The organism is Burkholderia crassaminum (genome assembly GCF_964265005.1).
In the GTDB taxonomy this organism is placed as follows: Bacteria; Pseudomonadota; Gammaproteobacteria; order Burkholderiales; family Burkholderiaceae; genus Burkholderia.
Genome location: NZ_OZ183799.1, coordinates 1,408,893 through 1,433,489, shown reverse-complemented (window position 1 = coordinate 1,433,489; position 24,597 = coordinate 1,408,893). Strand labels below are relative to the sequence as shown.

The following is a 24,597-nucleotide window of genomic DNA, read 5'->3' as shown; positions in this document are numbered from 1 at the left end:
AATTCAATAAGTAATCGTTGTCGTGGGTCGGCCGGCAGCGCTCAGCTCATGGTCGCGAGCGCAAGCTTCACCGAGAAACCGATGAACAGGCCGCCCACGCTGCTCGCCGCGCCTGCCGCAAGCTTGCGGCGGCGGCGGAAATGCTCGGCGAGCCGCGCGCCCGCGAAGATCAGCGTGCTCAGGTACAGGAAGCTCGCGCATTGCGCGATCGCCCCGAGCACGACGAACGACAGCGCGGGATGCGGAAATGCCGGGTCGACGAACTGGATGAAGAACGAGATGAAGAACAGGATCGCCTTCGGATTCAGCAGGCTCACGATCAGCGCCTTGCGGAACGGCCGCTCGCCGTCGACCGCGGGCGTTGCCTCGGCCGGCGCATTCGCCGGCGCGCGCAGCTTCTGCCACGCGCTGCGCAGCATGCCGGTGCCGATGTAGAGCAGATACGCGGCGCCGCCGTACTTGACGACGGAGAACAGCAGCGGGTTCGCCTTCAGCAGCGACGCGACGCCCGCGGCGGACAGCACCATCAGCACCGTATCGCCGACGAATACGCCGCAGGCCGCGCGATAGCCGGCCTTCACGCCGCGCTGCGCCGCGAGCGACAGCACGTACATCGAGTTCGGCCCCGGCAGCAGGATGATGAAGATCACGCCGAACACGTAGGTCCAGATATCCGTGATGCCGAGTGCGTGGCCGAACATGATGTGAATCTCCCGTCCTTCGGTTGCGTCAGTGACTTAGGCGTTGCGCTGCTTCGCCGCGTCCATCAGCGCGGTGAAACGGTCGAACAGGTAGCCGATGTCGTGCGGGCCGGGTGACGCTTCCGGGTGGCCCTGGAAGCAGAAGGCCGGCTTGTCGGTCAGCTCGAAGCCCTGCAGCGTGCCGTCGAACAGCGACACGTGCGTCACGCGCGCGTTGGCCGGCAGCGAATCGGCGTCGACCGCGAAGCCGTGGTTCTGCGACGTGATCACGACACGGCCGTCGCCCAGATCCTTCACCGGATGGTTCGCGCCGTGGTGGCCCGTCTTCATCTTCAGCGTCTTCGCACCGACCGCGAGGCCCATGATCTGGTGGCCGAGGCAGATGCCGAAAGTCGGCACGCCGCGCGCGATGAATTCCTTCGTGGCCGCGATCGCGTAATCACACGGTTCCGGATCGCCGGGGCCGTTCGACAGGAAGATGCCGTCCGGATTCAGCGCGAGCGCGTCTTCCGCACTCGCCTGTGCCGGCAGCACCGTCACGTGGCAGCCACGCTCCGCGAGCATGCGCAGGATGTTGTACTTGACGCCGAAATCGTAGGCGACGACGCGGTACTTCGGCGCTTCCTGCATGCCGTAGCCGCCTTCGAGGCGCCATTCGGTCTGCTTCCACTCGAACGGCTTCGTGGTCGACACGACCTTCGCGAGATCCATGCCCGCGAGGCCCGGGAACGAACGCGCGAGCTCGATCGCCTTCGCTTCGTCGTCCGAGCCCGTCAGGATGCAGCCGTTCTGCGCGCCCTTGTCGCGCAGGATGCGGGTCAGCTTGCGGGTATCGATGCCGGCGATCGCGACGACGCCTTCGTCGCGCAGGTAGTCGCCGAGCGTGCGGTCCATGCGGAAATTCGATGCGAGCGTGGGCAGATCACGGATGATCAGGCCGGCGGCATGGACTTTCGTGGCTTCGACGTCTTCGGCGTTGACGCCGACGTTGCCGATATGCGGATAGGTGAGCGTGACGATCTGGCGCGAGTAGCTCGGATCAGTCAGGATTTCCTGATAGCCGGTGATCGCGGTATTGAACACGACTTCGCCGATCGTGTGGCCTTCGGCCCCGATCGAATAACCACGAAAGACCGTGCCGTCGGCGAGTGCAAGCAAGGCGGGAGTAAAAGACGGCAACACGGGAGGCTCCTTGGGGAACACCCTGCTGCCGACCTGTTTACCCTGCCGCGCGAGCGCCGCGCTGCGTGGGCGCGCGTGGTCGCTAGCTGGACGCGGCCTGCGTTGTCGAGGCGCGAAGCCGGCGCGTGGCGCACGAGGCTTCGCGGCATCGCCCGGCAGGCGGCGTGCGGCGGATGAACGGGATGAATGAGGTAGGCGCTAGGGTGCGAGGTTGATCAGCACAAACTTTCAAATTATAGCCTGAAAATGGCCTTATCTTCAATCGATATGGCCGTCCGATCGTGTGCGCGCGACGCGCGGCGGCGCGAAGCAACGCGCTGCGGCCCCGTTTGCGCGGCCGCCCTACCCCCAGCGTACCGCCGGATCAGTGCGCTTGACCAGCGCCGCGCGCGGGCCATACGTACCAGACCGCGCTCGCGAGCTGCAGCGCGAGCAGCACACCCCATGCGGTGAAGTGCGCGGCGGCCGGATAGCGGCCGTCAACCGCCGGCCAGTGCGACAGCACCGCGCCGACTCCGATCTGGAACGCAAAGATCAGCAGGAAGATCACGAGCGTGAGCGTGGTGTTCGCGCGGCCGATCAGATGCGCCGGAAAATGCCCGGCCATCACCGCGTAGGTCAGGATGCCGACGCCGCCGAACATCCCGTATGCGGCCCACAGCACGGCCGGCGGCAACGGCACGCGCGCGACGATCGCGGCCTGCGTCGCGACGAACAGCGCCATCCCGACGCCGCAGAACGCGTACACGGACACGCCGCGGCGCTCGAGCACGCGCGCCGCGGCGCCGAAGCCGACGCAGCCGGCCATCATCGCGAAGCCGAGCACCGACACGAGGCGCGCCGCATGCGGCGCATCGAACCCCGCGACGTCGCGCAGGTACGGCCCGACCCACAGCGACTGCATCGCGTAGAACACGCCCTGCGTGACGACGGAGAACGACGAGATCTTCCAGAACGCGCGGCTGCTCAGGATATGCCACGTGCCCTTGAACTGGCTGACGAGCCCGCCCTGGTGGCGCACCTGCTTCGCTTCCGGCGCGCCCAGGCCGATCGATACCGCGACAGCCACCGTCAGCACGGCGAGGCCGAAACAGATCGCGCGCCAGCTCGTCCAGCCGAGCAGCCAGGTCAGCGGCGAGCCGACCATCACGCCTCCGAGGCCGCCCACGGCCATCACGAGGCCGTTGACGAGCGGCAGCCGGCCGACCGGGAAATGCTGCGCGAGCGCCTTGAACGCCGCGCCGAGACACACCGACACGCCGACACCGATCAGCAGCCGGCCGACCATCATCGTGCCGAGGCTGTGCGCGGCGCCGAACACGGCCGCACCGGCGGCCGCGAACAGCAGCATGCCGGCCGTCACGCGGCGCGGGCCGAAGTGGTCGAGCATCACGCCCGCCGGGATCTGCGCGCCCGCGAAGCCGAGGAAATAAAGACTCGTGAGCAGGCCGAGATCGGCGGCCGACAACCCGAGCTCGTGCGTGACGAACGGCGCGAAGCCCAGATTGACGCCGCGAAACACATACGACACGAAATACCCGACCGAAAACAGCGCGAGCACCCTCACCTGCACCGACGACATCGCTTCCCCTTGTTATATGAAGACATTCAAGGCGGCGCCCCCGCGCCGCGCACAAACAAAAACGCCGTCACCTTGGTGACGGCGTTTCGTCGCATTTCGTCGGATGATAACGCAATCGCACGAACCGGGCCGGCCGCGCAATGCGCTCGCGACTGCGTTACTTCTTCTTGCCCTTGTGCGCAGCGGCCTTGGCCGGCGCCGCTTTCGCGGGAGCCGCCTTCGCCGATTTGGCCGCGCCGCGCTTCGCGCCGTGCGACTTGCCGCCCACCGCCAGGCTCGCGCGCTCGATGTGCGCCCCGCCGGCCGACGTCGCGATCCGCTCCGGGCCCGGCTCCGCCGGCACCGAACGGCCGACCGGCACGTGCAGCACGAGCGCCTGGCCCGGCATCGCCAGATCGCGATGCGTGCGGTTCCACGCCTTGAGCTGGCCGACCGACACGCCGTAGCGGCCGGCGATCGCCGCCATCGACTGCTTGCGGCGCACGCGGATCAGCATCTTGCGGGTGTCGGGTACATCGGGCTCCATCGCGAGCGCGCCGTTTTCAGCGACGTCGGCGCTGATGTCCTCGTCGTCGTCATCGCCGCGCGGCACGACGATCGTCGAGCCCGGCTTCAGGCGCATACCGGCCGGAATCTTGTTGACCGACATCAGCGTATCGGCGTCGACGCCGATCCTCTCGGCGATCGCGGCCGGGCGCGCACGTTCGCTCACCGTGTAGGTGGTCCACGTCGACAGTTGGCCGTTGTAGGCCTTCAGGTTCTTCTCGAACGCCGACGCGTTGTCGAACGGCAGCAGGATCTGCGGTTCGGTCGCGCCGAGGATCACCGGCTTCGAGAACGACGGGTTCAGCGAGCGGAATTCGTCGAGCGGCAGGTTCGCGAGCTTTGCCGCCACCGCGACGTCGATGTCGCGCGACGTCGTGACCGTCACGAAATACGGGTGGTTCGGGATCTCCGGCAGCGTCAGGCCATACTGCTGCGGGCTTGCGATGATGTTCTTCACCGCCTGCAGCTTCGGCACGTAGTTGCGCGTCTCGTTCGGCATCCGCAGGCTTTGGTAGTCGGTCGGCAGACCGGCCGCCTGGTTGCGCGCGATCGCGCGCTGCACGTTGCCCTCGCCCCAGTTGTACGCGGCCAGCGCCAGATACCAGTCGCCGAACATGTCATGCAGGCGCGACAGGTAGTCGAGCGCGGCGCTCGTCGACGCGAGCACGTCGCGGCGCTCGTCCTGCCACATGTTGCGCTTCAGGTTATACGTGCGGCCCGTGCCGGGCATGAACTGCCACATGCCGGCCGCCTTCGCGACCGACAGCGCCTGCGGGTTGTACGCGGACTCGATGAACGGCAGCAGCGCGAGCTCGGTCGGCATGTGACGCGCCTCGAGCTCCTCGACGATGTGATACAGGTACTTCTGCGAGCGCTCGGTCATGCGCTGCACGTAATCGGGACGCTGCGTGTACCAGGTCGTCTGCATGTCGACGAGGTCGCTCTGCAGGTCGGGCATCTGGAAGCCGCGGCGAATGCGCCCCCACAGATCGGAGTCGGCACTGGTCAGGTCGCCGACGGATTGCTTGTCGACGTCGACAGTTTCTTTGGCGGTGGCTGATTTACGGAGGTAGTTGGACGTCGCCTGCGAATCGGCGGCGTTGTTGGCGACAGGGGCCTGGCTCGCACAAGCGGCGAGTAGCAGGACCACCATCGCACTCAATATAAGTCGCATGAAAATCTCGGCTTCCGACGGCTGGAAATTGCAGGCGATACTACGGAAGTGCGTGCTTCACGTCAATAAAAACACCGAAAACTCAGCGAAATCCTACATTTGGAGCAATTTTTACAGACACCGCTTGAGCTTTGGAGTCCTCCGGAAAACATCATCGGAACCGGTTTTTCCACTCGCGCATCAGCGTGAATGCCGCCAGACGATCCGGCACTGTTTCGTGCAGCTCGGCCTCGAGCGTGGCATGAATCGCCGCACTGTCCGCCCGCATGAACGGGTTAACGGCACGCTCGTGAGCGATCGTAGTGGGCAGCGTCGGCACGCCCCGCGCGCGCAGCGCCTGCGCTTCGTCGCGCCACGCAGCGAGCGCCGCATTGCCGGGCTCGCATGCGAGCGCGAAGCGAATATTGGACAGCGTGTATTCGTGCGCACAATGCACGTGCGTGTCGCCCGGCAGCGCCGCGAGCGCGTCGAGCGACGCGAGCATCTGCGTGGGCGTGCCTTCGAACAGGCGGCCGCAGCCGCACGAGAACAGCGTGTCGCCGCAGAACACGTGCGGCGCCGCGTTGCACTGCCCTGCCGCCTGGAAATAGGCGATGTGGCCGCGCGTGTGACCGGGCACGTCGAGCACGTCGAATGCGACGGCCGGTGCGTCGAGCATCACGCGATCGCCGCCCGAAAGTGGCCGCGTGACCACGCCGATCGCTTCGGCCGCGGGGCCGTAAACGGTCAGCGGAACATCGGCCGGTTGGCTATTGCGCAGCGCCTCGACACCGCCGACGTGGTCGGCGTGGTGGTGCGTGAGTAAAATAGCGGTCAACCGCCAGCCTCGTTCGGCAAGAACCCGGCGCACCGGCGCGGCTTCACCCGGGTCGACGGCGATTGCATCGCGGCCGTCCGAGACGAGCCAGATATAGTTGTCTTCGAATGCCGGAACCGGCACGTATTCCAGCTCGTTCATGGGCGCGCAATCATCGTTATGTCTGATCGTCAAATTATAGACTGGCCCGCCTGGACCGACTCGCCGCCCGGCCGCTATGTGCTGGGCTGGGAGCAGGCGCAGCTCGACCGGATCGTGTCCGACGTCTTCGGGTTCCACGCGCTGCAGCTCGGCCTGCCGCAGCTCGATGCGTTGCGCGAGAACCGCATGCCGTATCGCGGCCTCGTGCTCGATCCGGCAAGCGGCGCGAGCGCGCCCTATCAGTATCCGTGGGCCCGCGAAGCCCATTCGCCCGAGCATGCACCAGCCGATCGCAGCACGACCTGGTGCGACCTGCTCGACCTGCCGTTCGAGTCGCAGAGCGTCGACCTGATCGTAATGCCGCACACGCTCGAATTCACGTCCGACCCGCACCGCCTGCTGCGCGAGGCCGAGCGCGTGCTGATGCCGGAAGGCCAGCTCGTCATCACCGGCTTCAATTCGCTCAGCCTGTGGGGCATGCGGCAATCGTTCGGGCGCATGGCGAACCGTCCGTTCGTGCCGGCCACGCGCGACCAGATCGCGTTCATCCGGCTCAAGGACTGGATCAAGCTGCTCGGCTTCGACCTCGAACGCGGCCGCTTCGGCTGCTACCGGCCGCCGCTCGCCACCGACAAGTGGCTGGCCCGCTGCGGCTTCATGGAGTCCGCCGGCGACCGCTGGTGGCCGATCTTCGGCGCCGTCTACATGGTGACGGCCGTCAAGCGCGTGCGCGGCATGCGTCTCGTCGGCCAGATCAAGATGAAGAAGCCCGTGCTCGCACCGGGCCTGACGCCGGCGGCCTCCCCGACCACCCATCAAGAACATTCATGACTACCGATACCATCGACATCTATACCGACGGCGCCTGCAAGGGCAACCCCGGCCCCGGCGGCTGGGGCGCACTGATGCGCTACGGCGACAAAGAGAAGGAGCTGTTCGGCGGCGAGCCGAACACGACCAACAACCGTATGGAGCTGATGGGCGTGATCGCCGCGCTCGAAGCGCTGAAGCGCCCGTGCCAGGTGATCGTGCATACCGACTCGCAATACGTGCAGAAAGGCATCAGCGAGTGGATCCACGGCTGGAAGAAGAAAGGCTGGATTACCGCGGCGAAGACGCCCGTGAAGAACGCCGACCTGTGGAAGCGCCTCGACGCGCTCGTCGCGCAGCACGAGGTCGAGTGGCGCTGGGTCAAGGGCCACGCGGGCCATCCCGAAAACGAGCGCGCGGATGCGCTCGCGAATCGCGGCGTCGAATCGCTCACGGCCTGAACGCGGGCCGCCCCCTTGTTTTCTACGTTTTCCCCGACATGCGCCAGATCATTCTCGATACCGAAACCACCGGCCTGAACGCCCGCACGGGCGACCGCCTCATCGAAATCGGCTGCGTCGAGCTGCTGAACCGGCGGCTCACCGGCAACAACCTGCACTTCTACGTGAACCCCGAGCGCGACAGCGATCCGGGCGCGCTGGCGGTGCACGGGCTCACGACCGAATTCCTCAGCGACAAGCCGAAATTCGCGGAAGTCGCCAACCAGATCCGCGACTTCGTGAAGGACGCCGAGCTGATCATCCACAACGCGCCGTTCGACCTTGGCTTCCTCGATGCCGAATTCGCGCGGCTCGACCTGCCGCCGTTCACCGAACAATGCGGCAGCGTGATCGACACGCTCGTGCAGGCCAAGCAGATGTTCCCCGGCAAGCGCAACTCGCTCGACGCGCTGTGCGACCGCTTCGGCATCAGCAACGCGCACCGTACACTGCACGGCGCACTGCTCGACTCGGAGCTGCTCGCCGAGGTGTATCTCGCGATGACGCGCGGCCAGGACAGCCTCGTGATCGACATGCTCGACGACGGGGGCGCCGACGGCGGCGCGGCGAACGGTCAGCGCGTGTCGCTCGCCGCGCTCGACCTGGCCGTGGTGGCCGCGAGCGACGACGAACTCGCCGCGCACCAGGCGCAGCTCGACGAGCTCGACAAGTCGGTCAAGGGCACCTGCGTATGGCGCGCGTCGGCCGACGCGGGCGCCGCCGAAACGGCCTGACACACGTGGCACGCGGCACGCGCCGCGGCCGCGCTCACGCGCGCGGCTGCAGCGCGATGACCGCCATTCCGCCGAGCGCGAGCGCCGCGCCGGCCACATCCCAGCGGGTCAACGCGACACCGTCGACCACTCGCAGCCAGACCAGCGCTACCGCGATATACACGCCGCCGTACGCGGCATAGGTGCGCCCCGCCGCACTCGGGTGCAGCGTCAGCAGCCACGCGAACAGCGCGAGCGACAGCGCGGCCGGCACCAGCAGCCATACCGGCCGCCCCTCCTTCAGCACGAGCCACGGCAGGTAACAGCCGACGATTTCGGCCAGCGCGGTGGCGGCGAACAGCGCCGCGATCCTCATCAGTTCGGTCATCCGGTTCCTCGCGAATTCAGCCCCCGTCACCAGGGCGGCACGGCCCCGCCGCGCGCCGCCGATCATACCCGAGCCGCCCCCGCCGGATCCCCCGCCAGACGGGCGTTTCCCGGCAATTTGCGCGATCATCCGTCATCGTGCTATCATGTCGCTTGTTTCAACATTCAATCTCTGTCTATTCGATTTCGAGAGAAGTCCGTCCGCGCGTTGCGGGCCGGCCCTTCGACCGAAATTGCACCCACAGGAAAGCCCGCCCGACAGGCCCGCTTTTCTCGTTTCGTTGCCCCTCCGGGGCGTTGCCGGAACGCCGGACACACCGTCCGCACCGGTATCTGCCGCCTGCATCACGCGGCCCATTCTTCATGAGCGCACTGTCGCGACGGCCCATCGGGCCCGCGTCGAAGCAGCCCCTTACGGCCCTTTATCGCCTTTTGTGCAGTAAGTGCTTAATGGTCTGCCCCGACGCGCCGCACACGACACCGCGCTCGCCGGCAAACCGTGTCGGACGGCCCGCCCGTTCGGCGCAGTCAAAGGAGTGCATGACCTTGACCGCAACACACGTCAGCCCGACCGCTGCCTCTTCCTCCGCTTCGTCGTCCGGCGAAGCCCCGCTCGTCGCGGACGACATAACCGTCGTCGACCAGAGCCTCCTCAAGCGCGCCGTCAGCGCAATGGCCATCGGCAATGCGATGGAATGGTTCGACTTCGGCGTCTACAGCTACATCGCCGTCACGCTCGGCAAGGTGTTCTTCCCGTCCAGCAGCCCGTCCGCGCAGCTGCTCGCCACCTTCGGCACGTTCGCGGCCGCATTCCTCGTGCGCCCGCTCGGCGGCATGGTGTTCGGCCCGCTCGGCGACCGCATCGGCCGCCAGCGCGTGCTCGCCGCCACGATGATCATGATGGCCGTCGGCACCTTCGCGATCGGCCTGATCCCCAGCTACGCGTCGATCGGCATCATGGCGCCAGTACTGCTGCTCGTCGCACGCCTCGTGCAGGGCTTCTCGACCGGCGGCGAGTACGGCGGCGCCGCCACCTTCATCGCCGAATTCTCGACCGACAAGCGCCGCGGCTTCATGGGCAGCTTCCTCGAATTCGGCACGCTGATCGGCTATGTGATGGGCGCCGGCGTCGTCGCGCTGCTCACCGCGTCGCTGTCGCAGGAAGCGCTGCTGTCGTGGGGCTGGCGCGTGCCGTTCCTGATTGCAGGCCCGCTCGGCCTGATCGGTCTCTACATCCGGATGAAGCTCGAGGAAACGCCCGCGTTCAAGCGCCAGGCCGAAGAGCGCGAAGCGCAGGACAAGGCCGTGCCGAAGGCGCGCTTCCGCGACACGCTGATGCGCAACTGGCGTGCGCTGCTGCTGTGCGTCGGCCTCGTGCTGATCTTCAACGTGACCGACTACATGGTGCTGTCGTACCTGCCGAGCTTCATGTCGTCGACGCTGCACTTCGACGAATCGCACAGCCTCGTGCTCGTGCTGATCGTGATGGTGCTGATGATGCCGCTGACGCTCGCCGCCGGCCGCCTGTCCGACCGGATCGGCCGCAAGCCCGTGATGCTCGCCGGCTGTGTCGGCCTGCTCGTGCTGTCGATCCCGTCGATGATGCTGATTCACGCCGGCACCACCGCGTCGGTGTTCGGCGGCCTGCTGATCCTCGGCGTGCTGCTGTCGTGCTTTACCGGCGTGATGCCGTCGGCACTGCCGGCACTGTTCCCGACCGAGATCCGCTACGGCGCGCTCGCGATCGGCTTCAACGTGTCGGTGTCGCTGTTCGGCGGCACGACGCCGCTCGTCACCGCGTGGCTCGTCGACGTGACCCACAACCTGATGATGCCCGCGTACTACATGATGGGCGCCGCCGTGATCGGCATCGTGTCGGTCGTCGCGCTCGCCGAAACCGCGCGCCAGCCGCTCAAGGGCTCGCCGCCGGCCGTCGCGACGCGCCGCGAAGCCCACCAGCTCGTGCGCCAGATGCGCGAGGACGACGATTCCGGCATGTATCCTGTCGTATCGACCGCGCGCGCCTGAGCGTCGCCCATGAAAAAGCCCCGGCCGAAGCCGGGGCCCGATCGAACCCGATCCGCCCGACCGGCTTGCGCCGGCCGGGCTTTTTTTCATTCATGCGACGCAAGCGCCCTCATGCTTGCGCTTCGCAGTGGCGGCAGAAAATCAGTGCACGCGACCGTGACACGGCAGCCTGCGCGCCGCGCGCCGCGACGATCAGCCCGACCTGACTGAGATTGAAATCGCGCTCGACCATCAACTGCGTCAGCGCGGCAAGCGGCAACACGAGGGACGGGTGATACAGGCTCGATTCGATCAGGGCTTTCATCATCGGCTCCATCTGGCAATGCGTGATTCGATGGAGTGGATTCTAGGGACCGGCCGCTTCCGGATAAACCGCGCGAATGCGAAGTCACTTGTCAGCCGCGGAGAACAATCGGCAAAGGCTTGCCGGACAAGGCCGGGCGGGCGACCGGGCGCAGCGCGCGGTGGTCGGTCGCCCCTCCTTACCCGTTGCACCGCGACCGGCAACGCACGTTCGCAAGCCCGTTGTTCGCGTGAACAGGCCCTAGACGAGCGGCGTCTCGACAAACACCGGCAGCGCTTCCGCCCGTGCCGAATGCGCGGCCAGTGCCGGATAACGGGCCGGATCGATCCGCGCGAGCGCCGGGTAGTCGGCTGCCATGAACTGCGTGAAGCGCCACGCCACCGCGACCGTCACATCGGACTGCAGCAGGCGCGCGCCGCCGAACCAGCCGTTCGCAGCGGCGACGAGCAGCTCCAGTGCGCCGTATGCGCCCTCGATCTGGCCCAGCACGCGCTCGAGCCACGGCGCGTGCTGCTTGTCCGCCGGACGCAGCGCCTGCTCGTACACGACCTGCACCGTCTTCTCGGCGGCCGCCAGCGCGAATCCGACCGGTACGAGCACGTTCAGCCGCGCAGCGGCATCCTCGGGCAGCAGGCGCCGCTCGGGCGCGACCAGGTGATCGAGATAGTCGACGATGAGCGACGAGTCGAGCAGCGTTGCGCCGTCGCCGGTCACGAGCGTCGGCGCCTTGACGACCGGGTTGAGCGCCCTGAACTGCTCGACATGACGGAACACCGAGATCGACTCGTGTTCGAACGGGAGGTCGAGCAGCTTCGCCGAAATGGCGACGCGGCGCACGAATGGAGAATCCAGCATGCCGATCAGCTTCATCGCAAACGCTCCGCTCGAGGGAATGGGATCGACGACTGTAGCAGCGTCGCAGGGCTTCGCCTAGCGCGCCCGTGCGCTTGCTGCGCATCAGCCGGCCGCGCGGGGCTCACGTTGTCCGGCCATAGTGGCCATAATGCAAGTTCACGCCCCTTCCACCCCAAGGTTCGCCATGTGGTATGCCCTCGTCGAGCAGCAGCGGGAATGGATGCGCGCCTGGCGCGTGGCGACGCGGCATGCGTTCGACGCGTGGCCCGCGGCCACGCTGCCGCACGCCGCGTCGTCGTGCTACGACGACCTGTTCGAGCCGCTGCTCGGGCCGTCGACCGCCCCCCCGCACTTCGACATCGGATGGCCGGCCCTCGGCGAGCGCGTCGTCGCGCACACACCGTTCTGCGACCTGCGGCGCTTCGCGCGCACCGAGGCGCAGCGCACGGTGCTGCTGTGCGCGCCGCTCGCCGGGCATGCGGCCGTGATGATGCGGGAAACCGTCGAGACGCTGCTCGCGGACGGCGACGTCTGCGTGACCGACTGGCGCAATGCGCGCGACGTGCCGCTCGCGTCGGGCCGCTTCGGGCTCGACGAATATGTCGCGACGCTCGACGGCTTCGTCGACGGGCTCGCGCACGACGACCGGCCGCTGCATGTGGTCGCCGTGTGCCAGGCGACCGTGCCGGTGCTCGGCGCGCTCGCACTGCGCGCCGCTCGCGGTCTTGCACCGCCCGCGAGCGTCACGTTGATCGGCGGCCCGCTCGACGCACGCCGGAATCCGAGTTCGCTCGGCACCGCCGCTGCTGCCCATTCGCTAGGCTGGTGCCGCCGGCACCTGATCGACGTCGTGCCGCCCGGTTTCGCGGGGCATGGCCGCCACGTGTTTCCCACCTATTTGCAGCAGGGCGAGATCGCGCTCGTGTACCCGCAGCGCTTCCTGTCGCTGATTGAAGCGTACGCGCTGGCCGCGTCGCGCTTCGACATGACCGGGCTCGCCGGCGCGCGGCGTGCGCTGCTCGAATATACGGCGCTGCTCGACATGCCGGCCGAGTATTTCCTCGATACGATCGACATCGTGTTCCAGCGCATGAGCCTCGCGCACGGCACGTGGGACGTGGGCGGCCAGCGCGTCGAGCCGGCCGCGCTGCGCGGCGTCGCGTTGCTGACCGTCGAAGGCGCATGCGACGCGGTCACGGGCGCCGGCCAGACGCACGCGGCGCTCGACATGTGCAGCGGCCTCGCCGACGACGAGCGCTACCGCGTCGACATCGGCGACTGCGATCACTACGGGCTGTTCACGGGGGTGCGCTGGCACGGAGAGGTCCATCCGATGTTGCAGCGCGTGTTCGCGTGGGCCGAAAGCCGCCGCCCTCGCCCGCACCGCATCCCGCGGCCGTGACGCCGCGTCAGAGTTGGGCCGCGTCGAGCAACGCACGTACCTCGTCGTCGCTCGTCTGCTCGAAGCGCGCGTAGAACTGGCTGATCCCGAAGAACGGCAGCGGCTGCGAGACCGTGACGAACGCGTCGGCCAGATCGTCGAACGCATGCCGCGCGCCCGCCGGCGCGACCGGGGCAGCCGCGACGATGCGCGCCGGGTGGCGCTCGCGCAACGCCTGCAGCGCGACGCGCATCGACGCGCCGGTCGCGACGCCGTCGTCGACGACGATCGCGATGCGCCCCTCGACCGGCAGCGGCGGCGCGGCGCCGCGATACAGCGCTTCGCGGCGATGCAGTTCGACCGTCTCGCGCGCGATCACATCGGCGAGCTGCGCGCCGGACACGTTCATCGAACGGAGCACCGAACGCTGCAGATGAATCGCACCGCCCGTCGCGATCGCGCCCATCGCGAGCTCGGGATCGGACGGCACACCGAGCTTGCGTACGACCAGCACGTCTAGCGGCGCGCGCAGCGCACAAGCGACCGGATACGCGACGGGCACGCCGCCGCGCGGCAATGCGAGCACGACGACATTGCTGCGCCCCGCGTAATCGCGCAATGCATCGGCCAAACGGCAGCCGGCATCGGCGCGATCGGCAAAACACTCGAACACGATCGGCTCCCTGCCGTTGCGCCGGATGCGCGAAACCCGCGTCGGCGCCTGTCAACGAGCATGGTTCATCGGCAGCGCCGATGCAAGCGGGGTCACACCGGCGCGCACGGCGCCGAAGGAAAGGGTCAGAGGCCGCCGGCCTGCCGGTACAACCGCCAGAACGACTGCGCATAGGACTGCGCAAGCTCGGGGGCGCGATGGAACACATTCACCGTTTCCGCATGCGCGGTCGCACCCTCGGACAGCGTCGTCAGCGCGACGCTGTCGTCGACGATCACGAAGCGCGGCGCAGGATCGCCGTGCCGCAAATCGATCGCCACGTCGATACCCGACGATTTCAGATAGCCTGCGCCGCTGTACCGGCCCGCGCGCGGCGAACGCACGAGCACGACACGCACCTCGATCCCGCGCGAGCGGGCCGCGCGCAGCGCGCTCGCGACCGCCGGGGGCACGTGCGTATAGCCGGCCAGCAACACGCGGTGCTGCGCCTGCTCGATCAGGTCGACGGTCGCGTCGGCCGCCGCATTGTCATACGAAAAGTATGTGCCGACCGATGCGGCGTCGGACGGAATCTGGCTGGCGTGGGCGCTCGCCGCGCAGCAAAGCGCGGCGAGAAGGAAGGCGGCTGGTCTCATGGCGGGCGCCATTGTAGCGATGCCAAATCGCGTGGCAAGCGCCGGCTGCGATGCTGCTGCGCCGGCGCAACACACAGTGCGGAACGAGGGCCTGACGACTGTGTTTCAGCCTGTTTTTCGGGCCGCCGGTCAGTCGGCCGCAACGCGCGCGAGCCAGCTCGTCACCCCGTCGACGGAACGGAAATCCGCGAGGCTGCGCGCCGGCAATGCCGGGTACGCGCCACCAGCCATCTCGGCCAGCGCACGACCGGGGCCGAGTTCGAGAAACGCGGTCGCACCGGCCTCCACGCAGGCGGCAAGACAGGCCGCCCACTCGACCGGCTCCGCGATCTGCCGGGCAAGCTTGTCGAGGCCCGCATCGACGTCGAGCACCGACGCGCCGTCGATGCCCGAAAACAGCCGCGTGCCGGGCAGCGGCCGCCGTACGTGCGTCGCGGCGAGCGTTGCGCGAAAGGTCGGCACGGCCGCGGCGAGCCGGCGCGTGTGCGACGCGATCCGCACGCAGACGGGCGCGACGCGCAGTGCGCCATCGCGCGACGCTTCTTCGGCCACAGCATCGACATCAAGCTGCCGCCCCGCAACCACGAACGCGTCGCCGGGGTTCGCGATCGCGATCGCCGCATCACGGCCGTCGCACAACCGCGCGAGCTGCGCGCGCGTCAGGCCGCGCACGAACACCATCCGCTCGTCGCCGCCGCTCGCGGCATCCATTGCACGCGCACGCGCATCGGCCAGGTCGAGCGCCGCTTCCGGCTCGATCATCCCCGCGAGGCTCCACGACGCGACTTCGCCGACGCTGTAGCCGGCGACGCAGCGCCGGCGCGGCCACACCGCGTCGAGCAGCGCGGCACCCGCGAGCGCCTGGACCGTGCAGAGGATCTGCGCGGCACGGTTTTCGCGCAGCGCGTCCGGCCCGGCCTGCCGGACCCACGCGCGCGGATCGTCGCCGAGCAGCCGGCCGGCGTGCGCGAACAGCGCGTCGGCCTGCGGCGCGGTGCCGGTCAGGTCGAACATGTCGGCGCGCTGCGCGCCCTGTCCCGAACAGAGGATGGCCAGCGTCATCGCGCACCCCCGTCGGCTTCGAGCGCATCGACGAAGACGCTCATCGCGAGCAGGTCGGCCGCACCGCCGGGGCTCAGCCGCCGCGCGACGAACGCACGATGCGCGGCAACTGCGCGCAGCCGCCAGTCGCGCGCCCGCACGCCGCCGCGTGCAACGAACGCGCGTGCGGTCGCCCGCGCGAACTCGAGGCCGGCCTGCCCGCCCCGGTGCAGCAGGTTCGTATCGTCGAGCGCGGCGATCAGCGCGAAGCACGCGGCGACGCGCGCGGCTTCCGGATCGTCGGGCAAATCGCGCTTCGCGCGGCGCAGCGCGGGCAACCCGATCGCGTACACGGTCTTGAAACCGTCGGCCGCTTCGCGGCGCGCACCGCCGACGCCGTAGTGTCGGCTCGCGCGCTCGCCATGGCTGTCGGGCAAGCGCGGGCCGCCGAGGATATCGGTACCCCAGCGGCGGGACACGAACGCGCCGAGCGTCATCCCGCCCGGCTGGGTCCCCGCAATCGCGCGCCGGCCCGCCGCCGCACACAGCAGCCCGAGCCCGAAGATCGCGCCGCGATGCGTATTGATGCCCCCGGTCGCGGCGAGCATCGCATGCTCGGCACGCAGGCCGATCTTGCGCAGCACGGCCATGTCCGCATCGCGCGCGCCCGCGTCGGCCAGTTCCGCGAAGTAAGGCCGCAGCACGGCGGCGCTGCGCGCGAACGTCGCGGCATCCATGTCCGAATGACTGCCGGTGTCGACGTGGCTGACGAGCCCCGGCTTCGGATAGGTGTCGATCTCGAGCACGAGGCTGCGCTCGGCCAGTTCGGCGATGTGCTCGGCTTCGGACGGCGCCGGTGCACGGCAGGCAGCCCATGCGCTCATCGCGCGCCTCCGGTGAATGCGTCGGCCGGCATCAGTTCGACGGCGATCGCGGTCTTGACCGCGACTTCAGGCTGCCGCGCATGCAATTCGCGCCAGTTGACGCCCGCGCCGTCGTCGCGCAGCAGTTCGCCGTCGATGCGCATCGGCGCGCGCGCGTCGATCGCCGCGAGGCCGTCGAGCAGCGGCGCGATCGATGCGGCATCCGGCAGCGGGAACACGATGTCGAGATCGGACGACTCACCCAGGTAGGGCTCGCCCGTCAGCGCCTGCCATGCGAGGCTGCCGAACACGCGGCCCTGCACGCCGCACCGCGCGCCGAGCGCATCGAGCTCGCTCAACGGCGCGCGCCATGCGTCGGGCGCGGCCACGAGCACGTCGGACAACGCGGGCAGCGGGCCGACCGTCGCGAGCGCATCGGCGGCTGCGTTCAGCGCGATGCGTCGCTTGCCCGCGGAAGGCGGCAGCGGCAGGCCGAGCGGCACGCGGCCGGCATCGGCCTCGTCGGGCGACGCGCGGCGCACGATCAGCGGCCAGCCGCGCGCGGCCCATGCCTGCACGAGCGGATCGGCCGCGAGCACGGGATCGCGCGCGAATGCCGCGCCCCACCCGGCCGCCGTCAACGTGACGAGCATGTGGCGGCGCAGCAGCATCTCAGCGTGCGGCACGCGCGAGTGCCTCGACGCGCCGGGCGACATCGGCAGCAACCGGCCGGCCGCGCGCGGCGCGCTGGTCAACGCGCTCGGCCGGCTTGTCGAGCCACTCGCCGACCTGCGCGTCGAGCGCGCGGGCCGGATCGAGCACGGCATCGACGGCACCCATTTTCACGAGATTGTCGAGCCCCGGCGCGAACACCGGCGTCGAACGCGACATCTCCTTCAGCACGTCGATCGGCAGCTTGGTCACGCGCGACATCGACGGCAGGTCCATCACCTCCGGCTCGGCGCCCGGCACCGCAAGCAGCGTGCGCGTCGCGAGCGCGGTCGCGATGAACGCGCCGGCGGCCGTGTGGCCGTACAGCACGCCGATCGTCCGGTGCCCGGCGAGATCCGCGTGCATCAGGCACTTCGCGAGATGCGACAGTCCTTCGTTCAAACCGAGCAGTTCGTCGCGCTTGCTCATCCGCTGGCTGTCGCTGTCGACGAGCACGAGGATCGGCGTGTCGCCGCCGCGCGCGATCGTGTCGAGCACGCGCGCCGCAAGCGTCAGCGCCTCGTCGATGCCGAACGGCAAGCGGTCGGCGACGCCGATCACGTCGACGCGTGTGCCGGCCAGTTCAGCGTGCCCAGTCAGCAGGCCGCCGCTGCGCGCGATCGAATGGCCCTTGGGAAACAGCGAATTCAGTACTTCATCGAGCGTCATGCTGCGGCTCCTGTAACTGGTCGGCGAGCTTGGCGAATTCGTCGTCGGGCATGCCCGGAATCGCTTCCGGCTTGTCGGCCCCGAGCGTGCGCCACACGTCGAGCGCATCCTTGCATGCGCCGAACCGTGCGACACGCGCTTCAAGGCGCGCCTGCTCCGCGCGCAGCATCGCCGCATCGAACGTCGGCGCGCGGCCGATCAGCTCGAGCGTCGCCGCACGGAACGCATCGGGCGTATCGGCCACGTAGCGATCCGCGCCGCCGATCAGCCGCCGGTGCTTGCCGCCCATCGTGCGCCAGATCAGCGCGCGGTCCTTCGCGTCGAACTCCTCGACGCCGCGATTGGTCTCGATCACTTCGGGGCCCGACACGCTGATGCGGCCCTGCTCCGACACCGCGAGCGCCGAGCAGCACGCGGCGAGCAACCCGCCGCCGCCATAGCAGCCCGCGCGCCCGCCGATCAGCCCGATCACCGGCACGCCGGCCGTACGCGCGTCGACGAGCGCGCGCATGATCTCGGCGATCGCGAGTTCGCCTGCGTTCGCTTCCTGCAGCCGCACGCCCCCCGTATCGAACAGGATCAGCACCGGCTTGCCGACTTCGCGCGCGGCACGCAGCAGCCCGGTGAGCTTCGCGCCGTGCACTTCGCCGAACGCGCCGCCCATGAAGCGGCCTTCCTGCGCGGCGACGAACACCGGCTGGCCGTCGAGCCGGCCATGGCCGACCACCATGCCGTCGTCGAACTGCTGCGGCAGGTCGAACAGCGGCAGGTGCGGGCTCGTCACGCGTTCGGCCGGGCCGAGGAATTCGCTGAAACTGCCGGCGTCGAGCAGCCCGTCGATGCGCTGCCGCGCCGATGCTTCGTACCAGCTCGCGCCGTTCGCGACGAACGCGGGCGCGTCGTGGATCACTTCGGTCGTCATGCGTCCCCCTCGATCGCGCGCACGGCCTGCGCGAGCCGCAGCGACACCATGTCGGGCCGCGCGCCGCCGTCGTTGATCGACAGCTTCAGGCCGCCCGGCGTGCGCCGTTCGACGAAATCCGACACGACGGCCTGCCATACCGCACCGAAACCGACCGCCGCGGTGCGGATGTCGATCTCGCATTCGTTGCCCGGCAGCACGCGCTCGACGAGCACCTCGAGATTGCCGGATGCCACCACGCCGACGAGCGCCGCGGCCAGCTCGCCCTTCGCGCGCTCGCGCGCGGTGAAGCGATAGTTCAACTGTTCCATGCCCTCATCCTCACCAGTTGCGGAACCGGGCCGGCGGCGCATAGAGCCCGCCCGACCAGTGCACGAGATCCTTGATCGAGCGCGCGGCGAGCCAGCGGCGATCGGCGTCGAGCGGATCGATGCCGAGATCCTCCGGGCGGCGGATCACGCCGCGTTCGCGCAGCCGCTCGACCATCTTCCGGTCGCGGCCGCGGCCGATCTCCGTATAGCCGGCGACGCCGCGGATCGCATGTTCGCGCTCGTCCTTGTCACGGCACATCAGCAGGTTCGCGATTCCTTCCTCGGTGACGATGTGCGTGACGTCGTCGCCGTAGACCATGATCGGCGCGAGATCGAGCTGCAGCTTGTCGGCGAGCTTCAGTGCGTCGAGCTTCTCGACGAACATCGGCGCGTTCTTGTCGCCGAACGTCTCGCCGATCTGCACAACGAGCTTGCGGCCGCGCCTGAGCGCCGCCGGTGTATCGGGGTCCGCTTCCGCACCCGCCTTCAGCCACGGCTCGCTCGGGTGACGCCGGCCGCGCGCGTCGCTGCCCATGTTCGGCGCACCGCCGAAGCCGGCGATCCGCTCGGCCGTGACCGTCGACGAATGGCCGGACAGGTCGATCTGCAGCGTCGAGCCGATGAACATGTCGCACGCATAGAGGCCGGCCGTCTGGCAGAACGCACGGTTCGAGCGCAGCGACCCGTCGGAGCCCGTGAACCACACGTCGGAACGCGCGCGGATGTAGTCGTCCATCCCGACTTCCGAGCCGAAGCAATGGATCTGCTCGACCCAGCCCGATTCGATCGCGGGAATCAACGTGGGGTGCGGATTGAGCGCCCAGTGCGAGCAGACCTTGCCCTTCAGCCCGAGCTTCTCGCCGTAGGTGGGCAGCAGCAGCTCGATCGCGGCCGTGTTGAAGCCGATCCCGTGATTCAGGCGCTTGACCCCGTACGGCTCGTAGATGCCCTTGATCGCGAGCATCGCGGTAAGGATCTGCGTTTCGGTGATCGCAGCCGGGTCGCGCGTGAACAGCGGCTCGACGTAGAACGGTCGGCCGGCCTCGACGACGAAATGCACGCGATCGCCGGGGATATCGACGCGCGGCACCTTGTCGACGATGCGGTCGACCTGCGCGATCACGACGCCGTCCTTGAACGCGGTGGCTTCGACGACGGTCGGCGTGTCTTCGGTGTTCGGGCCCGTGTACAGGTTGCCGTCGCGATCGGCGCTGACCGCGGCGATCAGCGCGACCTGCGGCGTGAGGTCGATGAAGTAGCGCGCGAACAGCTCGAGATAGGTGTGCACCGCGCCGAGCGCGATCTTGCCGCCGAACAGCAGCTTCGCGATGCGCTGCGACTGCGGGCCCGAATACGCGAAGTCGAGACGCTTCGCGATGCCGCGCTCGAACACGTCGAGATGCTCGGGCAGCACGACGCCCGACTGCACCATGTGCAGGTCGTGCACCTTCGCGCTGTCGACATCGGCGAGCGCCGTCGCGAGCAGGTCGGCCTGCTTCTGGTTGTCGCCTTCGAGGCAGACGCGGTCGCCGGGCCGCAGCACCGCTTCGAGCAACGCGACGGCGTCGCGCGCATCGACCCGCTTGCCCTGCGCGAAACGCGCACCGGCCGCGAGGCGTGCATCGCGCGCCTGCCGCGCGTGATTCCATCCCGTCATGAACAGTTCTCCCGCTTCGATGGTTCAGCGGCATTCTAAGCCTGGCGCCGCCGCCGATTGATGATGTTGACGAATGCGACTCAGAGGACGCAGCGATGGATGCGGCCCGCGCACGGGCCGCGCATCGGTCGCGCCTACGCGCCGACCAGCGCGCGCGTCGTGAAGTACAGCACCGACGGCCCGAGCAGGCAGCCGACGCCCGTATGGAACGTCGCGACCAGCGCGCCGTACGGGACAAGCCGGCGGTCGGTCGCGGCGAGCCCCGCGCTCACGCCGCTGACGGTGCCGGCCAGGCCGCCGAAGATCATCGCGGAGCGCGGCGTCTTCAGGCCCATGAAGTTGGCCGCGACCGGCGTGCCGACCATCACGATGATCGCCTTCACGAGCCCCGTCGCGATGCTCAGCGCGATCACGTCGGAACTCGCGCCGATCGCCGCGCCCGTCACGGGGCCGACGATGTAGGTGACGGCGCCCGCGCCGATGGTCGTCATGCTGACCGCGTCGGTATAGCCGAATGCGCGCGCGATGCACGCGCCGACGATGAACGGCAGCACGGTGCCGAGCAGCAGCGACACGACGCCGACGAGCCCGGCCTTGCGCGCCTCGGTCGGCTGCACTTCGAACGCGGTCGCGACGATCGCGAAATCGCGCAGCATCGCGCCGCCCATCAGGCCGACGCCCGCGAACAGCGGCACGTCCGCGATCCCCTTCTCGCCGCCGGTGAATGCGCCGCCGACGTAAGCCAGCGCGAGACCGATCACGATCGCGATCGCGGAGCCGTGCACGCGGCCGAACGTGAGCTTGCGCGACGCGACCGACGACAGCCACATGATCAGGCCGACCAGCGCGAACGACGCGACGAGCCCGTTGTGGGCGACGGTTTTTTCGAGCATCTGCAACATGGCGGCCTCCGTCACTGTTCTTCGAATTGCGGCACGCCTGCGAAGGCCGTGTCGTCGCGCCCGGTGCGCACGAGTACCGCGATGCAGCATGCGCAGATCGCGACCGCGCCGACGGCGGCGAGCAGCGCGACGGGGCCGCCCTTCAACGCGGCGACGACGTTCTGGTTCGCGGCCATCGCGACGACGACGGGGATGTACATCGCGCCCCAGAAACCGACGCCGGCCTCGGTTTCCTTCGGCAGCCAGCCACGCCGGTGCAGCCACAGGCGCAGGCAGATCAGCAGCAGCATCGCGATGCCGACGCCGCCGACGTTGGTCTTCACGCCGATCGCGGTGCCCAGCAGGTCGCCGAGGAACAGTCCGGCCAGGTGGCAGAACGCCAGCAGCGCGGTTCCGTAGATGATCATGAGTCGTCTCCAGTCTCTTCGTGACGGGCGCCGGACGCATGCAGGAACCGGCCCCGCACGCCGATCCCGTGCGCGGACTGTCTCCTGCGGCGGTGCGCCGCGGCCCGGCGGCCCGTCGTGCGGGCGCGTTCTCGGGCGGTCGATGGGATGATGCGGTTTCGGGCCGGACGCCGGATGCCGTAGACTGACCGATGCAGCCGCCGGCACGACGCGGGCTACGCGTCCGGTGCGCCCCGTTGCGGGCACCCACCGGCGCGTGATCCGATACTAGCGCTGCACCATCCGGCCATTTATGAAGTTGTCGAAACCGATTCAGTGGATTTAGCAATGCGTCCGTTACCGCCCGAGCTGCTGCGCAGCTTCGTCGCCGTCGCCCAGTCCGGCAGCTTCACCGCCGCGTCCGAGCGCGTGAGCCTGTCGCAGTCGACCGTCAGCCAGCACATCCGCCGCCTCGAGGAGCTGCTCGACCGGCCGCTGTTCGAACGCGACACGCGCAACGTGCACCTGTCGCAGCACGGCGACGCGCTGTTCCGCTACGCGGTGCGCATCCTCGAACTGATGGATGAAGCCGTCACGTCGGTGTGCGGGCCGCCGCTGTCGGGCAAGGTGCGGCTGGCGATGTCGGAGGATTTCGCGTCGGCGCACCTGACGGCCGCGCTCGCGAGCTTCGTGCAGCGCAATCCGGACGTCGAGCTCGCGATCTCGACCGGGCTGTCGGGCGACCTGTTCGACGCGCTCGACGAAGGGCGGCACGATCTCGTGTTTGCCAAGCGCATCGCGGGCAGCCGGCGCGGCCGCGTGATCCGCAGCGAGCCGCTGTACTGGTGCACGGGCCCCGATTCGCGGATCACCGGCCACGAGACCGTGCTGCCGCTCGCGATGCATCCGGAGCCGAGCGTGTCGCGCCGCCGCGTGCTCGAATCGCTCGAAGCCGTCGGGCGGCCGTACCGGATCGCCGTCGTGAGCAGCAGCGTCGCGGTGTTGCGCGCCGCTGCAAGCGCGGGGCTCGGCGTCAGCGCGTTCGCCGGCTACGTGATCCCGGCCGGGCTCGCGCGGCTCGATGCCGGGCTGCCCGAACTCGGCGAACTCGAATACGTGATCGACCGGCCGGCAGCCGCGTCCCGATCGACGCTCGCACTCGAAGCCACGCTGATCGCGGCAGCGTCGGAGTTGTAACCGCGCCGGGCGCAACGCAAGCATGCGCGGCCGACCCGGCCCGCACCTGACAGCTTTGCCCGGAACGCGTCATCGTCCGCGCAGCACCCGCTCGCGACAATGGGACCCATCGGAACGCACGGCCAGCCGCCGCGCGCATCCGGTGTCCCGTCCCCTTGATCGGAGCACGCCATGAATGTCTTGCGATTCGCCGTCGCGACCGCCGCCGCCGCCCTGCTGTCCCCCGCCTTTGCCCAGACGACCGACGCCACGGCGCCCGCGCAGGGGCTGACCCGCGCGGAAGTCATTGCGCAACTCAAGCAGGCCTATCTCGACGGCGAACTGCCGACGAACGACGGCAACTACCCGCCGAACGCCGCGACACGCGCGCGCAACCGCGAACTGGTGCAGGCCGCGAGCCCGTCGTGGCTTGCCCAGACGCCGCAGGCACCGCAAACGGCTGCGCAGCAGTAGCCGAGCGCGGCCCGACCGAGCGCGGCCCGACCGAAACGCTCCGCCGCGGCGCGATTACGGCAGGAAGCTGCGGCGCCGCGCGTCGATCAGCTCGACGAGCAGGCGGTCGCGTTCGGCCGCCAGTTCCTGCATCGAGCGCTCGCCCTGGATCGCGCGCAATTCGTCGTTCAGCTTGCGATCGACGTCCGGATCGAACGACGGCGTGCCGAGGTCGTCCCACCAGCTCGTGATCGGCCCCGACAGGTGTTCGAGAAAGTGCGCGATGCCGCCCGCGCCGCCGCCGAGGTGATAGGTCAGGCACTGCCCCATCAGCCCCCAGCGCAGGCCGGGGCCCCATGCGACGGCTTTGTCCGCATCGGCAACGCTCACGACGCCTTCGCCGACGAGGTGATACACCTCGCGGAACAGCGCGGCCGCGAGCCGGTTCGCGACGTGGCCGGTCATCTCCTTGTTGAGGACGATCGTCTGCTTGCCGAGCGCATCGTAGAAATCCTTCACGCGCGCGATCACGTCCTGGCCGGTGGCCTCGCCGCCGACCAGCTCGACGAGCGGAATCAGGTGCGGCGGATTGAACGGATGTGCAATCAGGCAACGTTCCGGATGCTTGTCGCACGCGGTCTGGATGTCCGACATTTTCAGGCCCGACGAACTCGACGCGATCGGCACGTTCGCGGGCAGCACGTCGTCCATCTGCCGGTACAGCGCACGCTTCAGGTCGAGCCGCTCCGGGCCGTTCTCCTGCACGAAGTCGACGCCGTCGAGCGCGCGCACGAGATCGGCGTCGAACGACAGCCGCGCGGATAGTTCGGCGGCCCGCTCGCCGAGAAACGCGGCCAGCGCGTCGCGCAGCCGCGCGTCGGCTTGCGGCGCCGGATCGGTCGCGACGACGTCGAAACCCTGCGTCAGATAGAAAGCGGCCCAGCTCGCGCCGATCACGCCGGCGCCGACGATCGCAATGCGTCGAATGTCCATGGTTGTCCCGTGTCGTTGGTCTGCAGATAGATCGCGGCGATTGTCGCATCGAATCCCACGGGCATGCATTGATGCAGATTGCAG

The 24,597-nt window shown here is 68.9% G+C and carries 27 protein-coding genes; 7 read left to right on the top strand and 20 right to left on the bottom strand.

Features of this window, described 5'->3' with window-relative positions; translation table 11 throughout:
• Positions 1–41: 41 nt before the first annotated feature.
• From leuE to gloB, 5 genes are all read right to left on the bottom strand, one after another.
• Positions 42–701, bottom strand: coding sequence for a leucine efflux protein LeuE (leuE, locus tag ACPTTF_RS06605; protein WP_166963157.1), 660 nt, complete (start codon positions 699–701; stop codon positions 42–44).
• A gap of 36 nt (positions 702–737) precedes the next feature.
• Positions 738–1,883 carry a glutamine-hydrolyzing carbamoyl-phosphate synthase small subunit gene (carA, locus tag ACPTTF_RS06600; protein WP_166963159.1) on the bottom strand — a complete coding sequence of 382 codons (1,146 nt, stop codon included), beginning with the start codon at positions 1,881–1,883 and terminating at the stop codon, positions 738–740.
• Between the two features lie 364 nt (positions 1,884–2,247).
• Positions 2,248–3,465 (bottom strand): MFS transporter, encoded by a 1,218-nt coding sequence (locus tag ACPTTF_RS06595; RefSeq protein WP_423370641.1) that lies wholly within the window; start codon positions 3,463–3,465, stop codon positions 2,248–2,250.
• Positions 3,466–3,622: 157 nt separating this feature from the next.
• On the bottom strand, positions 3,623–5,185 hold the full coding sequence (locus ACPTTF_RS06590; RefSeq protein WP_423370640.1) for a transglycosylase SLT domain-containing protein: 1,563 nt from the start codon (positions 5,183–5,185) through the stop codon (positions 3,623–3,625).
• Between the two features lie 151 nt (positions 5,186–5,336).
• Complete coding sequence (gene gloB, locus ACPTTF_RS06585) at positions 5,337–6,143, bottom strand: hydroxyacylglutathione hydrolase (RefSeq protein WP_423370639.1); 807 nt, start codon at positions 6,141–6,143, stop codon at positions 5,337–5,339.
• Between the two features lie 18 nt (positions 6,144–6,161).
• Here gloB and ACPTTF_RS06580 point away from each other — a divergent pair, with 18 nt between their 5' ends.
• The 3 genes from ACPTTF_RS06580 to dnaQ are packed head-to-tail and all read left to right on the top strand — an operon-like array spanning position 6,162 to position 8,187.
• Positions 6,162–6,974, top strand: a complete 813-nt coding sequence (locus ACPTTF_RS06580) for a class I SAM-dependent methyltransferase (RefSeq protein WP_166963164.1) — start codon at positions 6,162–6,164, stop codon at positions 6,972–6,974.
• Positions 6,971–7,414 carry a ribonuclease HI gene (gene rnhA / locus ACPTTF_RS06575; protein ID WP_011351593.1) on the top strand — a complete coding sequence of 148 codons (444 nt, stop codon included), beginning with the start codon at positions 6,971–6,973 and terminating at the stop codon, positions 7,412–7,414. The genes ACPTTF_RS06580 and rnhA overlap by 4 nt, the downstream gene beginning before the upstream one ends.
• A gap of 38 nt (positions 7,415–7,452) precedes the next feature.
• On the top strand, positions 7,453–8,187 hold the full coding sequence (dnaQ, locus tag ACPTTF_RS06570) for a DNA polymerase III subunit epsilon (RefSeq protein WP_166963166.1): 735 nt from the start codon (positions 7,453–7,455) through the stop codon (positions 8,185–8,187).
• Positions 8,188–8,221: 34 nt separating this feature from the next.
• Here dnaQ and ACPTTF_RS06565 read toward each other — a convergent pair whose 3' ends face one another.
• Complete coding sequence (locus ACPTTF_RS06565; protein ID WP_122944979.1) at positions 8,222–8,554, bottom strand: YnfA family protein; 333 nt, start codon at positions 8,552–8,554, stop codon at positions 8,222–8,224.
• Positions 8,555–9,093: 539 nt separating this feature from the next.
• Between ACPTTF_RS06565 and proP the strand changes: the two genes are divergently transcribed.
• Positions 9,094–10,581: a glycine betaine/L-proline transporter ProP gene (gene proP, locus ACPTTF_RS06560; protein ID WP_423370638.1), complete on the top strand. Its 1,488-nt coding sequence runs from the start codon at positions 9,094–9,096 to the stop codon at positions 10,579–10,581.
• A 109-nt stretch (positions 10,582–10,690) separates the two neighbouring features.
• Here proP and ACPTTF_RS06555 read toward each other — a convergent pair whose 3' ends face one another.
• Positions 10,691–10,897 (bottom strand): hypothetical protein, encoded by a 207-nt coding sequence (locus ACPTTF_RS06555; protein ID WP_174915255.1) that lies wholly within the window; start codon positions 10,895–10,897, stop codon positions 10,691–10,693.
• 228 nt (positions 10,898–11,125) lie between these two features.
• The gene (locus tag ACPTTF_RS06550; RefSeq protein ID WP_423370637.1) at positions 11,126–11,755 is read right to left on the bottom strand and encodes a glutathione S-transferase; all 630 of its coding nucleotides are present in this window, start codon (positions 11,753–11,755) and stop codon (positions 11,126–11,128) included.
• Positions 11,756–11,924: 169 nt separating this feature from the next.
• On the opposite strand from ACPTTF_RS06550, the gene ACPTTF_RS06545 reads away from it, so the two are divergent.
• Positions 11,925–13,142: a polyhydroxyalkanoate depolymerase gene (locus ACPTTF_RS06545; protein ID WP_423370636.1), complete on the top strand. Its 1,218-nt coding sequence runs from the start codon at positions 11,925–11,927 to the stop codon at positions 13,140–13,142.
• Positions 13,143–13,149: 7 nt separating this feature from the next.
• Here ACPTTF_RS06545 and ACPTTF_RS06540 read toward each other — a convergent pair whose 3' ends face one another.
• The 11 genes from ACPTTF_RS06540 to madL form a co-directional block, all read right to left on the bottom strand.
• Positions 13,150–13,794: a phosphoribosyltransferase gene (locus tag ACPTTF_RS06540; protein ID WP_423370635.1), complete on the bottom strand. Its 645-nt coding sequence runs from the start codon at positions 13,792–13,794 to the stop codon at positions 13,150–13,152.
• Between the two features lie 125 nt (positions 13,795–13,919).
• Positions 13,920–14,441: a phospholipase D-like domain-containing protein gene (locus ACPTTF_RS06535; protein ID WP_423370634.1), complete on the bottom strand. Its 522-nt coding sequence runs from the start codon at positions 14,439–14,441 to the stop codon at positions 13,920–13,922.
• Between the two features lie 117 nt (positions 14,442–14,558).
• Positions 14,559–15,491, bottom strand: coding sequence for an acyltransferase domain-containing protein (locus ACPTTF_RS06530; protein WP_423370633.1), 933 nt, complete (start codon positions 15,489–15,491; stop codon positions 14,559–14,561).
• Complete coding sequence (mdcB, locus tag ACPTTF_RS06525) at positions 15,488–16,354, bottom strand: triphosphoribosyl-dephospho-CoA synthase MdcB (RefSeq protein ID WP_423370632.1); 867 nt, start codon at positions 16,352–16,354, stop codon at positions 15,488–15,490. Before mdcB ends, ACPTTF_RS06530 begins: the two co-directional genes overlap by 4 nt.
• A complete protein-coding gene (gene mdcG, locus ACPTTF_RS06520; protein ID WP_423370631.1) occupies positions 16,351–17,019 on the bottom strand; it encodes a malonate decarboxylase holo-[acyl-carrier-protein] synthase in 669 nt (222 codons plus the stop codon). Before mdcG ends, mdcB begins: the two co-directional genes overlap by 4 nt.
• A complete protein-coding gene (mdcE, locus tag ACPTTF_RS06515) occupies positions 17,006–17,713 on the bottom strand; it encodes a biotin-independent malonate decarboxylase subunit gamma (protein ID WP_423370630.1) in 708 nt (235 codons plus the stop codon). Before mdcE ends, mdcG begins: the two co-directional genes overlap by 14 nt.
• The gene (locus ACPTTF_RS06510) at positions 17,700–18,635 is read right to left on the bottom strand and encodes a biotin-independent malonate decarboxylase subunit beta (RefSeq protein WP_423370629.1); all 936 of its coding nucleotides are present in this window, start codon (positions 18,633–18,635) and stop codon (positions 17,700–17,702) included. Before ACPTTF_RS06510 ends, mdcE begins: the two co-directional genes overlap by 14 nt.
• Positions 18,632–18,946, bottom strand: coding sequence for a malonate decarboxylase acyl carrier protein (gene mdcC, locus ACPTTF_RS06505; RefSeq protein WP_034183256.1), 315 nt, complete (start codon positions 18,944–18,946; stop codon positions 18,632–18,634). The genes ACPTTF_RS06510 and mdcC overlap by 4 nt, the downstream gene beginning before the upstream one ends.
• A 10-nt stretch (positions 18,947–18,956) precedes the next feature.
• Positions 18,957–20,603 (bottom strand): malonate decarboxylase subunit alpha, encoded by a 1,647-nt coding sequence (mdcA, locus tag ACPTTF_RS06500; RefSeq protein ID WP_423370628.1) that lies wholly within the window; start codon positions 20,601–20,603, stop codon positions 18,957–18,959.
• A gap of 134 nt (positions 20,604–20,737) precedes the next feature.
• Positions 20,738–21,505, bottom strand: a complete 768-nt coding sequence (gene madM, locus ACPTTF_RS06495; protein ID WP_423370627.1) for a malonate transporter subunit MadM — start codon at positions 21,503–21,505, stop codon at positions 20,738–20,740.
• A gap of 11 nt (positions 21,506–21,516) precedes the next feature.
• Positions 21,517–21,912 carry a malonate transporter subunit MadL gene (gene madL / locus ACPTTF_RS06490; RefSeq protein ID WP_048242453.1) on the bottom strand — a complete coding sequence of 132 codons (396 nt, stop codon included), beginning with the start codon at positions 21,910–21,912 and terminating at the stop codon, positions 21,517–21,519.
• Between the two features lie 327 nt (positions 21,913–22,239).
• On the opposite strand from madL, the gene ACPTTF_RS06485 reads away from it, so the two are divergent.
• A complete protein-coding gene (locus ACPTTF_RS06485) occupies positions 22,240–23,088 on the top strand; it encodes a LysR substrate-binding domain-containing protein (protein WP_166963192.1) in 849 nt (282 codons plus the stop codon).
• Between the two features lie 171 nt (positions 23,089–23,259).
• Complete coding sequence (locus ACPTTF_RS06480) at positions 23,260–23,541, top strand: DUF4148 domain-containing protein (RefSeq protein WP_423370626.1); 282 nt, start codon at positions 23,260–23,262, stop codon at positions 23,539–23,541.
• 54 nt (positions 23,542–23,595) lie between these two features.
• On the opposite strand, the gene ACPTTF_RS06475 is transcribed toward ACPTTF_RS06480, so the two are convergent.
• Positions 23,596–24,513 carry a 3-hydroxyacyl-CoA dehydrogenase NAD-binding domain-containing protein gene (locus ACPTTF_RS06475; protein ID WP_423370625.1) on the bottom strand — a complete coding sequence of 306 codons (918 nt, stop codon included), beginning with the start codon at positions 24,511–24,513 and terminating at the stop codon, positions 23,596–23,598.
• Between the last annotated feature and the right edge of the window lie 84 nt (positions 24,514–24,597).